Origin of the sequence: Micromonospora sp. HB375 (assembly GCF_017872985.1) — a bacterium.
GTDB classification, from domain to species: Bacteria; Actinomycetota; Actinomycetes; order Mycobacteriales; family Micromonosporaceae; genus Micromonospora; species Micromonospora chalcea.
Map to the genome: position 1 here is coordinate 3,067,005 of NZ_JAGGJO010000001.1, position 13,549 is coordinate 3,080,553.

10 protein-coding genes are annotated in these 13,549 nt (G+C 72.6%); 7 read left to right on the forward strand and 3 right to left on the reverse strand.

Going from position 1 to position 13,549, the window contains the following annotated elements; all coding sequences use genetic code 11:
• Nucleotides 1-34 precede the first annotated feature (34 nt).
• The 5 genes from J3R08_RS14015 to J3R08_RS14035 all read left to right on the forward strand — a co-directional run bounded on the left by J3R08_RS14015 (nt 35) and on the right by J3R08_RS14035 (nt 7,094).
• Nucleotides 35-1,597, forward strand: coding sequence for a phenylacetate--CoA ligase family protein (locus J3R08_RS14015; RefSeq protein WP_187693059.1), 1,563 nt, complete (start codon nt 35-37; stop codon nt 1,595-1,597).
• A 3-nt stretch (nt 1,598-1,600) separates the two neighbouring features.
• A complete protein-coding gene (locus J3R08_RS14020) occupies nt 1,601-2,041 on the forward strand; it encodes a DUF4188 domain-containing protein (protein WP_187693058.1) in 441 nt (146 codons plus the stop codon).
• Complete coding sequence (locus J3R08_RS14025; protein WP_187693057.1) at nt 2,038-3,120, forward strand: hypothetical protein; 1,083 nt, start codon at nt 2,038-2,040, stop codon at nt 3,118-3,120. Before J3R08_RS14020 ends, J3R08_RS14025 begins: the two co-directional genes overlap by 4 nt.
• 2 nt (nt 3,121-3,122) lie before the next feature.
• Nucleotides 3,123-4,139, forward strand: coding sequence for a nitroreductase (locus J3R08_RS14030; RefSeq protein WP_166456595.1), 1,017 nt, complete (start codon nt 3,123-3,125; stop codon nt 4,137-4,139).
• A gap of 156 nt (nt 4,140-4,295) precedes the next feature.
• The gene (locus tag J3R08_RS14035) at nt 4,296-7,094 is read left to right on the forward strand and encodes a glycoside hydrolase N-terminal domain-containing protein (RefSeq protein ID WP_209961528.1); all 2,799 of its coding nucleotides are present in this window, start codon (nt 4,296-4,298) and stop codon (nt 7,092-7,094) included.
• Between the two features lie 52 nt (nt 7,095-7,146).
• Here J3R08_RS14035 and J3R08_RS14040 read toward each other — a convergent pair whose 3' ends face one another.
• Nucleotides 7,147-7,860: a hypothetical protein gene (locus J3R08_RS14040; protein ID WP_043324727.1), complete on the reverse strand. Its 714-nt coding sequence runs from the start codon at nt 7,858-7,860 to the stop codon at nt 7,147-7,149.
• Between the two features lie 73 nt (nt 7,861-7,933).
• On the opposite strand from J3R08_RS14040, the gene J3R08_RS14045 reads away from it, so the two are divergent.
• Nucleotides 7,934-8,761, forward strand: a complete 828-nt coding sequence (locus J3R08_RS14045; protein ID WP_043324725.1) for a PIG-L family deacetylase — start codon at nt 7,934-7,936, stop codon at nt 8,759-8,761.
• A 34-nt stretch (nt 8,762-8,795) separates the two neighbouring features.
• Here the strand turns inward: J3R08_RS14045 and J3R08_RS14050 are convergent, their stop codons facing one another.
• Both J3R08_RS14050 and glnA read right to left on the reverse strand, forming a co-directional pair.
• Nucleotides 8,796-9,941, reverse strand: coding sequence for a glutamate--cysteine ligase (locus J3R08_RS14050; protein WP_209961530.1), 1,146 nt, complete (start codon nt 9,939-9,941; stop codon nt 8,796-8,798).
• Nucleotides 9,942-10,096: 155 nt separating this feature from the next.
• Nucleotides 10,097-11,521, reverse strand: a complete 1,425-nt coding sequence (glnA, locus tag J3R08_RS14055; protein ID WP_187693054.1) for a type I glutamate--ammonia ligase — start codon at nt 11,519-11,521, stop codon at nt 10,097-10,099.
• A 235-nt stretch (nt 11,522-11,756) separates the two neighbouring features.
• On the opposite strand from glnA, the gene J3R08_RS14060 reads away from it, so the two are divergent.
• Nucleotides 11,757-13,541, forward strand: a complete 1,785-nt coding sequence (locus tag J3R08_RS14060) for an N-acetylglutaminylglutamine amidotransferase (RefSeq protein ID WP_187693068.1) — start codon at nt 11,757-11,759, stop codon at nt 13,539-13,541.
• The last annotated feature ends 8 nt before the right edge of the window (nt 13,542-13,549 follow it).

The following is a 13,549-nucleotide window of genomic DNA, read 5'->3' on the forward strand; positions in this document are numbered from 1 at the left end:
GTGTCCGCGTCGCGGCGTCGACAGGATCCTTGTCATGGCCGAGACGCTGCACCGACACGCCGCCTTGCGTACCGTCGACACGCCGCTGCCCGCCGAGGCCGCGCTGGCCCCCGCCGGCCGCGCGGTCGCCGCGCTGGCCCGGCTCATCGCCCACCACCCCGCCGGCTGGAGGTGGCTGGCCCGGCGCCACCACCCGGTCCTCGACCGGCTCGCCGCCGCGAACGCGCGGTCCACCTGCGTCCGCGCCGCCCGGCGGGTGCCCGCGTACCAGGCGTTCCTGCGGGCCCGCCCGGGCGGGCTGCGCCGCCGGCTGCGGGACTTCCCGGAGACCGACAAACGTGGGTACGTCATGGCGTACGACGCCTCGGCCCGGTGCCGGGACGGGCGGATGCCGGAGCGGGGCGTGGTGGTCGACGAGTCGGCCGGCTCGTCCGGGCGGCCGTTCAACTGGCCGCGCGGCGAGCGGGAGCTGCGGGCGGTGCACCGCGACATCGCCGGGTACACCGGGCTGGCGTTCCCGATGCGTCGACCGTTCGTCATCAACGCGTACTCGATGGGCGCCTGGGCGACCGGCACCACGACCGGCGCGGCGATGGCCCGGATCGCGACGGTGAAGAACACCGGCCCCGACCTGGGGAAGATCGTCGACACGCTGCGCGAGTTCGGCCCCGGCCACGACTACCTGGTGACCGCGTACCCGCCGTTCCTCAAGCACCTGCGGGACCGGCTCGACGCCGAGGACTTTCCGTGGTCGCGGTACCGGATCTTCGCCAGTTGCGGCGGCGAGGGGATGACCGAGGCGTTGCGCGACTACCTGGAGCAGCGGTTCGTGCGGGTGCGGTCGGCGTACGGGGCGTCGGACCTGACCATCGGCATCGGCGCGGAGACCCGGTTCACGGTCTGGTTGCGGCGGCGGCTGCGCACCGACGCGGGACTGCGCGCGGAACTGCTGGGCCGCGGCGAGCAGCGGCTGCCGATGGTGTTCCAGTACAACCCGTTCGCCACCTACCTGGAGACCAACGACCGGCGGGAGCTGCTCTGCACTGTCACCGGCCCGCACGTGCTCCAGCCCCGGCTGCGCTACAACGTCGGCGACGAGGCGCTGCTGGTGCCGTACCGGCGGATCGTCGAACTGGCCAACGCCGACCCGGTGCGTCGCGCCGAGTTCCGTACCGCGGTGGCCGAGGAGCGGATGACGCTGCCGTTGCTGCTGTTGTTCGGCCGCAGCGACTCCACCGTGTCCTACCTGGGCGCGAACCTCTACCCGCAGGACGTCGAGTACGGCCTCTACACCGGCAACCCGTACGCCGCCGAGATCAACAGGTTCTGTCTCACGCTGCACGAGGACGCGGCGCTGGAGACCCGGCCGGTGATCCACGTGGAGCTGCGCCGCCCGCTGGACGCCGCGGCCCGCGCGGCGCTCGCCGACGCCTGCCGCGACGGGGTACGCGCGCACCTGACCTCGGTGTCGCGGGACTTCGCGCAGTCCCTGGTGGAGGACCCGACCGCCGGTGACCTGCGGGTGGAGCTGCACGAGCCGGGCGGCGGCCCGTTCGCCGCCATGCAGAAGATCAAGAACGTCTACCTGGTGAGGTGAGCGATGCGTACCCGTGACTTCTCCCGCGCCCCGGCCCAGGCCCGCGCCGGCGCCATGTTCATCGGCGGCACCCGGTACGCGAACCCGCTGGTGCTGCTGCGCCTGGCCCCCGACTGGATCCGGATGGTGCGCGACATGCGCCGGATGTCCGGCTACTGCTGGCACACCGTCTACTGGCAGTTCCCGCTGACGCTCGGCACCATCGCGTTCTTCACCGACCGCGACGCGCTGCTGCGCTTCGCCCGGACCCGGCACCACCGGAAGCTGATGATGTGGCTGACCGACGGCAACCGCAACGCCACGGCCGGGTTCATCCGCATCTACACCGCCTCCCCGGACGGCTACTCAAACGGCGCGTGGCGGGCCGAGGACGGCGCGATGGGCCACATCGAGCGGTTCACGCCGCTGGGCGCGGAGACGACCGGACCGGCGGTGCGCCGGTGACCGGCCACCGGTTCGAGCGCGTGACCGGCCGGCGCGGCCTGCGCGACTTCCTCGCGCTCACCGACCGGCTGTACGCGGACGAGTCCCGCTACGTGCCGACGCCCCGGCAGCAGATCCGCCGCTGGTGGCGCGACGGCGTGCCGATGTACGTGCTGCGCGACGCCACCGGCGCGGTGGTCGGGCGGACCACGCTGCACACCGACGCCGACCTCGACGCCAAGCTCGGCCGCCGGTGCCAGTTGTTCGGGCTCACCGAGTTCACCCCGCACGCCGCCCGGCCGCTGTTCGACGCGATCGCCACGCACGCCACACCCGGCCGGGACCTGCTGTTCGGGCCGGTGGCGCTGCTACCCAACCAGGCCGGCGGCGTGATCACCTCCGGGTACGCCGACCGGGGTTTCGTGGACAGCGCGTGGAACCCGCCGTACTACCCGGACGCGTACGAGGGGAACGGGTTCACCGGGCGGTTCGTCTCCGACACCTGGATCTGCCCGGTGCCGCCACCGACCGGGCCGCCGCCCGCGCTGGGCGTCCAGCCCGACGGCTCCCGGCTGGACCTGCACCGCGGGAACAGCCGGCGGCTCGACGAACAGCTGGACCTGCTGCGCGGGATGCTCAACGACTCCTTCGCCCAGCTCGGCTACTACACGCCGATCTCGGCGGCGCAGCTGCGGCGGCAGACCGACGGGCTGGCGTACCTGCTGGATGACTCGCTGCTGCTCTACCTGACCCGCGACGGGCACCCGGTGGCGTTCGTGCTCTGCGTACCGGACATCAGCGCCTTCCTGGTCGCTGTGCGCGGCGACCTGAACCCGGTCAACCAGCTGCGGCTGCTGGCCACCCGCCGCCGGTACCGCCGGGAGGCGGTGCTGATCGTCAAGGGCGTGGTGCCGCGGTTCCAGGGGCGCGGCTACCAGCGGCTGCTGTCCGAGCATCTGCACCGCAACCTGCACGAGGGCGGATACACGGCGCTGCGCAGCACGTACGTCGGGCGGGACAACCCGGCGTCGGCCGCCCAGTACCGGCGCCTCGGCGGACGCCCGCTGCACGGCTACACGTTCTACGCCAGGGAGCGGTGAGCATGGACCTCGCCGCGTTCCGCGCGCTGGAGCCGCTGTGCTGGCGGGCGCCGAGCGCGCACAACACCCAGCCGTGGCGGCTGCGCTACGAGCGCTGGGCGATCACCGTCGGCTGGGACCCGGCCGACACGCTGCCCGCCGGCGACCCGACCGGGCGGGACCTGCGGCTGTCGCTCGGCGCGTTCGTGGAGACCTGCCTGATCGTCGCCGCCGACGCGGGGCTGCGGCTGGACTGGGCCGCCGACCACGACGAGTCGGACCGGCGGGTGGGGCGGCTGCGTCCGGCCCGGCAGCCGTACCGGACGCCGTTTCGCGCCGCCGACGTGTGGGACCGGCGTACCCACCGGGGCCGGTTCACCGGCGGCCCGGACGCCGACGTGGTCGCGGCCGTGGACGCGGTCGCCCGCCGGGCCGGTGGCGCGGCCCGTGTGGTGCCGGCGGCCGGGCGGCTGCGCGCGCTGCTGCGCACGGCCGACCGACACGTGTACGCCGACCCGTCGGTGGTCGCCGAGCTGCGCCGCTGGCTGCGCCTGGACCGGGCGTGCCCGCGCTACCGGAGCGACGGGCTCAGTGACAGCTGCCTCGGGCTGGGCCGGGCGGCGGCCACCGGACTGCGGGCGGCGCTCGCGGCGTACCCGGCGTTGCGCCCGCTGGGGCTGCCCCGGCTGCTCGCCGCCGCGGGCGGTGATCCGCTGGCGCAGGGCGGCGGGGTGCTGGCGCTGATCGCGCCGCCCGGTCTGGACGCGGCCGGGCAGGTCGAGTTCGGACGCGTGCTGATGCGGATGTGGCTGACGCTGCACACGGCCGGGCTGGCCGCGCACCCGCTCAGTCAGCTCGTCGACGTCGCAGCCACCCGTGGCGCGCTCGGCACGCTGCTGGACGTGGCGCCGGAGCGGATCGTGCACGTGGCCCGGGTGGGCCGGCCGGCCGCGCCCGCGCCCCGCTCGGCCCGGCGAGTGCGCCACGGATCGCGTCTGTTAGCGGTAACACCCCTTGACGCGATGTCACTTCATCCATGAGAGTCCATGTTGGCCGACGTGTCGCCCGGTCGGGAGCCCTGGGCGCGGAGTGGCAGGAACGCGGCGTCCGGGTGTGCGAGGCGCAATCTGTTAGCGATAACAGGGCAGCGCCGCGCATCCGGACCCGCCTCTGATCCGCGCGGTTGGGAGAAAAGCATGTCTGAAGTGACACGACGCAACGTCATCAAGGCCGCAGCGGCCGGCGCCGGCGCCGCGCTGGTGCCGGCCGCCTGGAGCGCCGCCGCCCGCGCCGGCTCGGCGGCGCCGGCGCAGGTGCTCGCCGCGAACGACCTGGCGCTCTGGTACGACGAACCGGCCGGCACCGACTGGCTGCGCGCCCTGCCGATCGGCAACGGGCGGCTCGGCGCGATGGTGTTCGGCAACGTGGACACCGAACGGCTCCAGCTCAACGAGGACACCGTCTGGGCCGGCGGCCCGTACGACTCGGCGAACACCCGGGGCGCGGCCAACCTGGCCGAGATCCGGCGTCGCGTCTTCGCCGACCAGTGGACCTCGGCCCAGGATCTGATCAACCAGACCATGATGGGCAGCCCCGGCGGTCAGCTCGCCTACCAGACCGTCGGCGACCTGCGGCTCTCCTTCGGGTCGGCGAGCGGGGCGACGCAGTACAACCGGACGCTGGACCTCACCACCGCCACCGTCACCACCACGTACGTGCTGAACGGTGTCCGGTACCAGCGGGAGGTCTTCGCCAGCGCGCCCGACCAGGTGATAGTGCTCCGGCTGACCGCCGACCGGGCGAACGCGATCACGTTCTCCGCCGCGTTCGACAGCCCGCAGCGGACCACCGTGTCCAGCCCGGACGGCGCGACAGTCGCGCTCGACGGCATCTCCGGCTCGATGGAGGGGGTCAACGGCTCGGTGCGGTTCCTCGCGCTGGCCAACGCCGCCGTCACCGGCGGCACGGTGAGCAGCTCCGGCGGCACGCTGCGGGTGTCCGGCGCGACCAGCGTGACGGTCCTGATCTCGATCGGCACCAGCTACGTCAACTACCGCACCGTCAACGGCGACTACCAGGGCATCGCCCGCAACCGGCTGAACGCCGCCAAGAGCGTCGACGTCGACCAGCTCCGCACCCGCCACCGCGCCGACTACCAGGCGCTGTTCGACCGGGTCACGATCGACCTGGGCCGCACCGCCGCCGCCGACCAGCCCACCGACGTACGGATCGCGCAGCACGCGAGCACGAACGACCCGCAGTTCGCCGCGCTGCTGTTCCAGTTCGGGCGGTACCTGCTGATCTCCTCGTCGCGGCCGGGCACCCAGCCGGCGAACCTGCAGGGCATCTGGAACGACTCTCTCACGCCGTCCTGGGACTCGAAGTACACGGTCAACGCCAACCTGCCGATGAACTACTGGCCGGCCGACATCACGAACCTGTCCGAGTGCTTCCTGCCGGTCTTCGACATGGTCAAGGACCTCACCGTCACCGGCGCGCGGGTCGCCCAGGCACAGTACGGCGCCGGTGGCTGGGTCACCCACCACAACACCGACGCCTGGCGGGGCGCGTCGGTGGTGGACGGCGCGTTCTGGGGCATGTGGCAGACCGGCGGGGCCTGGCTGAGCACGCTCATCTGGGACCACTACCTGTTCACCGGCGACCTCGGCTTCCTCCAGGCCAACTACCCGGCGCTCAAGGGCGCCGCCCAGTTCTTCCTCGACACCCTGGTCGCCCATCCGACGCTCGGCTACCTGGTGACGAACCCGTCGAACTCGCCGGAGCTGGCGCACCACGCCAACGCCAGCGTCTGCGCCGGACCCACGATGGACAACCAGATCCTGCGCGACCTGTTCGACGCCGCGGCCCGGGCGAGCGAGGTGCTCGGCGTCGACACCACGTTCCGGTCCCAGGTGCGTACGGCCAAGGATCGGCTGCCACCGAGCCGCGTCGGTTCGCGGGGCAACGTGCAGGAGTGGCTCGCCGACTGGGTCGAGACCGAGCGCACCCACCGGCACGTCTCCCACCTGTACGGGCTGCATCCCGGCAACCAGATCACCAGGCGGGGCACCCCGGCGCTGTACGAGGCCGCCCGCAAGACGCTGGAGCTGCGCGGCGACGACGGGACCGGCTGGTCCCTCGCCTGGAAGATCAATTTTTGGGCCCGGCTGGAGGACGGCGCCCGCGCCCACAAGCTCCTGCGCGACCTGGTCCGCACCGACCGGCTCGCGCCGAACATGTTCGACCTGCACCCGCCGTTCCAGATCGACGGGAACTTCGGCGCCACCTCGGGCATCGCCGAGATGCTGCTGCACAGCCACACCGGGGAGCTGCACCTGCTGCCCGCGCTCCCCAGCGCCTGGCCCGCCGGGCAGGTCGCGGGACTGCGCGGCCGGGGTGGCTACACGGTGGCGCTGACCTGGAGCAACAGCCAGGCCGACGAGATCAGCGTCCGCGCCGACCGCGACGGCACGCTGCGACTGCGGTCCCGGCTGTTCACCGGCAGCTTCACCCTCACCGACGTCACCGACGGCAGCACGCCAGCCACCACCCGGCCGGAGTCCGACGTCGTGGCGCTCACCGTCCGCGCCGGCCACACCTACCGGGCGGCCCGGCCCGGCGTGACCCCCTCGCCGACGTCCACGCCGTCACCGACCCCGACTCCGACCCCGACCACCAGCTCGCCGGCGCCGTCCGGCGCGCGTGCCACGTACGCGATCACCGGCTCCTGGTCCGGCGGCTTCCAGGCCGAGGTCACGGTGACCGCCGGCGCCACCGCGATCCGCGGCTGGACGGTGTCCTGGACGTTCCCGAACGGTCAGGTGATCAACCAGATCTGGAGTGGCACGCACACCCAGAGCGGCGCGAACGTCACGGTGCGCAACGTCGACTACAACGGCTCGGTGCCGGCCGGCGGCTCCACCACGTTCGGCTTCATCGGCACGGCCGGCGGCACCAACAACCCGCCGACGAACCTCACCTGCACGACCACCTGACCGCTGACGCGCCCCGCCGCGGCAACCCGGCCGGGGCGGGGCGTGCCGACGGTCAGGCCAGCAGCGTCTCGCGCAGCCGCGCGCCCAGGTTGAACTCGCCGACCACCCGGGGACCGGCCGGGTCGTACACGGCGATGCGGTGGTTGCGGCGCATCATCTCCCGCACCGCCGGCGGCAGCCGGGGCGGGTCGTCCATCGTCGCGAGCACCCGCGCGCCGGTGCCCATCAGCCGCTCCACCAGCGACGCGCTGTCGGTGTCCACACGCACCCGGCCGAACTCCCAGCCGGCCGTGGTCAGGTCGAGCACCTCGAACAGGCGCGTCACGAACGGCTGCGGATCGGTCACCTTGTCCAGCCGGTCGGCCCGCCCGCCGACCGCCGCCACGGCGCCGGCCACCTGCGCGTACGGGTGCAGCCCGCTGGGCAGCGCGCCGAGCGGCCAGCGCAGCGCGGGCCCGGCCTCCTTCCACAGGGGCCGGTAGTTGCGGCGGTGCACCAGCAGCCGCCGGCCGGTACGCCGGAACACCTCGTGCGCCTGGCCCAGCAGGTCGGCGTGCGCCTGGTCGGCGGCCTCGCAGACGATCCCGGCGGCCACCACGAGACCGTCGTCATCGGACAGCAGCCGGGTGATCGCGTCGGCCTGCTCCGGGAACCGGAGGCGGGCGTGCGCCCCGTAGGACTGCCGCACGTCCCGCAGCAGCTCCTGCTGACGTGTCGGGTCCAGTTCGACCCGTCCGCCACCGAGCAACCGCTGGAGCCAACCCATCGCGCCTCGCTTCCGTCGCCGTCTGCGGACCGGGCAATGCTAGTTCGTCGGCCGATGCTCGTATGGTGACGGGGTGACCGATCGATCCCTGACCCTGATGGCGGTGCACGCGCACCCCGACGACGAGGCGACGAGCACCGGCGGCATCCTGGCGCGCTACGCGGCCGAGGGCGTGACCACTGTGCTCGTGACCTGCACCGACGGGGGGTGCGGCGACGGCCCCGGCGGAATCAAGCCGGGCGACCCCGGGCACGACCCGAAGGCCGTGGTCGAGATGCGCCGCGCCGAGCTGGCCGCGAGCTGCGAGGCGCTGAAGGTGACCCACCTGGAGACGCTCGACTACGGCGACTCCGGGATGATGGGGTGGGCCACGAACGACGCGCCCGGCGCGTTCTGGAACACGCCGGTGGCCGAGGCGGCCGGCCGGCTGGCCGAGCTGATCCGGCGCTACCGTCCCGACGTCGTCGTCACCTACGACGAAAACGGCTTCTACGGCCACCCGGACCACATCCAGGCCCACCGCATCACCATGGCCGCCGTCGAACAGACCGGCATCCCGGCCAAGGTCTACTGGACCACCGTGCCGCGCAGCGCGTTCCAGCAGTTCGGCACCGTCATGCGCGAGATCGGGGTGGAGTTCCCCGAGCCGGAGGCGACCGACGAGATGCCGGCGCTGGGCCTGCCGGACGACGAGATCACCACCTGGGTCGACACCAGCGGCTACGGCGGGCAGAAGTTCGCCTCGCTCGCCGCGCACGCCAGCCAGGCGGAGAACATCTTCTTCCTGCGCCTCGGGCAGGAGCGGTTCACCGAGCTGATGGGCATGGAGACGTTCGTGCGGGTGCGGGACACCACCGGCGCGCCGACGCCGGAGGACGACCTGTTCGCCGGGCTGCGCTGACCGGTCGCCGGTCCGGTCCGGGGAGGTCATCGACTCACGTCGAGACGGTCTGCGCGGCCAGGTGCGCGAGCACGACACGGACGTCACCGCCGGTGTCGGCCATGACCTGACGTTGCCGGGTGGCGCCGGTGCCCTCGCGGCGCACCCGGTCGATCTCGCGCCGGACCAGGTCCAGGTCGCCGTGGCGGGTCAGCGCGGGCGTGACGATGCCGAGCATGTCGTCGACGAGGTCCCAGGCGGGCCGGGGCCGCCCGGTGCGCAGGTCGACCAGGTCACCGTCCACGCCGTCGTGCGCGGCCCGCCAGTGCGCGGCGGCGACGAGGCAGTCGCGGATGCGCTGGGCCGGCACACCGTCGCGGATGTCGTCGATCGCGGTGGCGACCAGCGCCCGGACCAGCCCGGCGATCAGGACGGTGTCGTCGACTGTGGGGCAGACGTCGCCGACGCGGATCTCCACTGTGGGGTACGACGCCGACGGCCGGGCGTACCAGTAGACCATCGCGGCGTCGAGCATGATGCCGGCGGTGATCAGGTCCCGGACCGTGGCGTCGTAGTCGGCGGCCGAGTGGAAGTGCGGCGTCGGCCCGATGCTCGGCCACCGTTCCAACTGCATCGAGCGCCAGCTGGCGTGCCCGGTGTCCCGCCCGTCGTGCAGCGGCGAGTTGGTGGTGAGCGCCTGCACCACCGGCAGCCACGGGCGCAGGTGGTTGCACACCTGCACGGCCAGCTCCCGGTCGGGTACGCCGACGTGCACGTGGCAGCCGCAGACCGCGGGGTCGTGGGCCACCGGGCCGAACCGGCGGGACATGTCGTGGTAGCGCTGCTCGTCGGGTACCGTGCGGTGGGCCTCGCAGACCGGCGTGGCACCGACCGCCACCAGTCGCGCCCCGGCCGCCTCGGCCGCCCCGGCGGCCGCCCGGCGCAACGTGACCAGGTGCTCGCGGAGCTGACCGAGGTCGGGGCTGACCGGGGTCACCATCTCCACCATGCTGTGCCGGAACTCCTGCCGGCTCTGCTCGCGTGCGGTCCCGGAGAGCGCGTCGCGGACCCGGTCGGCGACCGGCATGCTCTCGCCGGTGACGGGGTCCAGCAGCAGGAACTCCTCTTCCACCCCGAGGGTCAGGACGGTGGGGATCTCCGGTGTCGGGGTGGTGGCGGTGGTGGTGGGCCGCGGCCTCACCGACGGCTCCACCGGCACGGAACGGTCGGCAGCTCGTCGTGAGGCGGGATCATGTCTCGACGGTACGAGGCCGGGGGCCGTCCCGAGGCTGTTTCCGCCGACCACCGCCCCCGCGGGTGGCGCGGGGGCGGTGGGGTCGCTCAGCAGGACGTCGCTCAGCAGTCGTAGTACATGGCGAACTCGTGCGGGGTCGGACGCAGGCGTACCGGGTCGACCTCGTTGGCGTTCTTCCAGTCGACCCAGGTGGAGATCAGGTCGGCGGTGAAGACGTTGCCGTCGAGCAGGTAGTCGTGGTCGGTCTCCAGCGCCGCCAGCGCCTCGCTGAGGGAACCGGGCACCTGCTTGACGTCGCCCCACTCCTCCGGGGGCAGGTCGTACAGGTCCTTGTCGATCGGGGCGGGCGGCTCGATCTTGTTCTTGATGCCGTCCAGGCCCGCCATCATCATCGCCGAGAACGCCAGGTACGGGTTGCTGGACGGGTCCGGCACGCGGAACTCGACGCGCTTGGCCTTCGGGTTGCTGCCGGTGACCGGGATGCGGGTGCAGGCGGAGCGGTTGCGCTGGGAGTAGACCAGGTTGACCGGCGCCTCGAAGCCGGGGACGAGACGGCGGTACGAGTTGATGGTCGGGTTGGTGAAGGCCAGCAGCGAGGGGGCGTGGTGCAGCAGGCCGCCGATGTACCAGCGGGCGGTGTCGGACAGGCCGGCGTAGCCGGTCTCGTCGTAGAACAGCGGCTCGCCGCCGCGCCAGAGGCTCTGGTGGGTGTGCATGCCGGAGCCGTTGTCACCGAACACCGGCTTGGGCATGAACGTCGCGGTCTTGCCGTGCGCCCACGCCTCGTTCTTGATCAGGTACTTGAAGAGCTGAAGGTCGTCGGCCGAGTGCAGCAGCGTCGAGAACCTGTAGTTGATCTCCGACTGCCCGCCGGTGCCCACCTCGTGGTGCGAACGCTCCACTGTGAAACCGGCGTCCACCATCCGGCGGACCATGCTGTCGCGCAGGTCGGCGTAGTGGTCCACCGGAGGCACCGGGAAGTAGCCGCCCTTGTACGCGGTCTTGTAGCCGCGGTTGCCGCCCTCCTCGATCCGCCCGGTGTTCCAGGCGCCTTCGATCGAGTCGATGTAGTAGAACGACTGGTGCGCCGAGGTCTCGTGGCGGATGGAGTCGAAGATGTAGAACTCCGCCTCCGCGCCGAAGTACGCGGTGTCGGCGATGCCGCTCGCCGCCAGATACGCCTCGGCCTTCTTCGCCACGTTGCGCGGATCCCGGGAGTACGCCTCCCTGGTGAACGGGTCGTGGACGAAGAAGTTCAACGCGACGGTCTTCTGCGCGCGGAACGGGTCCACGAACGCGGTCGCCACGTCCGGCAGCAGCAGCATGTCCGATTCGTGGATCGACTGGAAGCCGCGGATCGAGGAGCCGTCGAAGGCGAGGCCGTCGGTGAACACGCTGTCGTCGAACGACTCGACCGGCAGGTTGAAGTGCTGCATCACGCCGGGCAGGTCACAGAAACGTACGTCGACGAACTTCACGTCCTCGTCGGTGAGGTATCGCAGGAGTTCCTCGGAATTGGCGAACACACGTCCTCCTGGCAGGCGTCGTTGATCCTGGCCACGTCCCGTGGCCGGACCGCCCGGGGACATGGCCCGTACCGCCACCGTACGACGGCGCGCCGTGCCCGGCTCGCCAACCGCCCATCCGGGTTTCCTACGCCACAGGCCGGGTAGTCGCCGTACCCGGCGGACCGCCCGGGGGAGACGACGCGGCGGGAGGTTGGCATGGTGGGTGCTCCGCGACTGACCGGTGGGCGCTGAGATGTGCGGGATCAGCGGTGAGGCCAGGTTCGACGGGGTCACCCCCGACACCGACGCGGTGAACCGGATGACAGCGGCGATGCGCTCACGCGGCCCGGACGGTGAGGGCGCGTGGGACGACGGCTGGATCGCGCTGGGGCACCGCCGGCTGACAGTCATCGACCTGTCCGAGGCCGGCGCGCAGCCGATGGTCCGCGACGACCTCGGCCTGGCGCTCGTGTTCAACGGCTGCGTCTACAACTACCCGCAGCTGCGCGACGAACTGATCTCCGCCGGGCACACGTTCCACAGCACCAGCGACACCGAGGTGATCCTGGTGGCGTACGCGCAGTGGGGTGAGCGGTTCGTCGACCACCTGGTCGGCATGTTCGCCGTGGCGCTGGTGGACCGGCGTCGCCGCCGGCTCGTGCTGGCCCGCGACCGGCTCGGCATCAAGCCGCTGTACCTCGCCGAGTCCCCGGGCCGGCTCCGGTTCGCCTCCACGCTGCCGGCGCTGCTGGCCGGGGGCGACGTCGACACCGGCATCGACCGGGTCGCGCTGCACCACTACCTGTCGTGGCACTCGATCGTGCCGGCGCCCCGCACCATCCTGCGCGGCATCCGCAAGCTGCCCCCGGCCACCGTGCGGGTGGTGGACGCCGACGGGCACAGCAGCGAGCGCGTCTACTGGCGGCCCGAGTACCGGCGCGACCGGGCCCACGACGGCATGGACGCCGCCGACTGGCGGGCCGCCGTCGGGGACGCGCTGCGCACGGCCGTACGCCGCCGGCTGGTCGCCGACGTGCCGGTCGGGGTGCTGCTCTCCGGCGGCCTCGACTCCAGCATGATCGTCGCGCTGCTCGACGGCGCCGGTCAGCACCACCTCCAGACGTTCAGCATCGGGTTCGACAGCCGCGGCGACGAGGCCGGCGACGAGTTCCACTACTCCGACCTGGTCGCCCGCGCGTTCGGCACCGACCACCACCGCATCCAGCTCTCCGACGGCGATCTCGGCCCGGCCGTACGCGCCACCGTGGCGGCCATGACCGAACCGATGGGCAGCCACGACGTGGTGGCGTTCCACCTGCTCTCCGAGCAGGTCGCCCGGCACGTGAAGGTGGCGCAGTCGGGCCAGGGCGCCGACGAGGTGTTCGCCGGCTACGGCTACCACCACCGGCTGGCCGACGCGGCGCGGGAGAACGCCGCGGCCGAGTTCACCGCCGCGTTCTTCGACCGCGATCACGCCGAGCTGAACCGGGTGGTCGACCCCGCGTACACCTGTGAGCGCGACGCCAGCGGCGAGCTGGTCGCCGCGGACCTGGCCGCGCCCGGCGCGCAGACCGCCGTGGACGCGGTGCTGCGCCTGGACACGCACCTGATGCTGCCCGACGACCCGGTCAAACGCGTCGACAGCATGAGCATGGCCTGGGGACTGGAGGTGCGCACGCCCTTCCTCGACCAGGACCTGGTGGCGCTCGCCGCGGCCTGCCCGCCCGAGCACAAGCTGGCCCAGGGCGGCAAGGGCGTGCTCAAGGAGGTGGCCCGGGAAGTGCTGCCGGCCGAGGTCATCGACCGGCCCAAGGGCTACTTCCCGGTGCCGGCGCTGCGCAACGTCGACGGGCCCGTGCGAGAGTTGGTGGTCGAGGCGCTCAGCGCGCCCGAGGCATGCCGGCGCGGGTTGTTCCGCCGGGAGTACGTCGACGAGCTGCTGGCCGAGCCGGACCGGGCGCAGGCCGCCGCCGGCAGCAACAAGCTGTGGCAACTGGGCCTGCTGGAGTTGTGGCTGCAGTCGCACGGCGTGAGCTGAAGGGCCGC

Coding starts and splice junctions, on each gene's coding strand:
- J3R08_RS14015 (WP_187693059.1), top strand. CDS start 35: ATGGCCGAGACGCTGCACCGACACGCCGCCTTGCGTACCGTCGACACG.
- J3R08_RS14020 (WP_187693058.1), top strand. CDS start 1,601: ATGCGTACCCGTGACTTCTCCCGCGCCCCGGCCCAGGCCCGCGCCGGC.
- J3R08_RS14030 (WP_166456595.1), top strand. CDS start 3,123: ATGGACCTCGCCGCGTTCCGCGCGCTGGAGCCGCTGTGCTGGCGGGCG.
- J3R08_RS14035 (WP_209961528.1), top strand. CDS start 4,296: ATGTCTGAAGTGACACGACGCAACGTCATCAAGGCCGCAGCGGCCGGC.
- J3R08_RS14040 (WP_043324727.1), bottom strand. CDS start 7,860: ATGGGTTGGCTCCAGCGGTTGCTCGGTGGCGGACGGGTCGAACTGGAC.
- J3R08_RS14060 (WP_187693068.1), top strand. CDS start 11,757: ATGTGCGGGATCAGCGGTGAGGCCAGGTTCGACGGGGTCACCCCCGAC.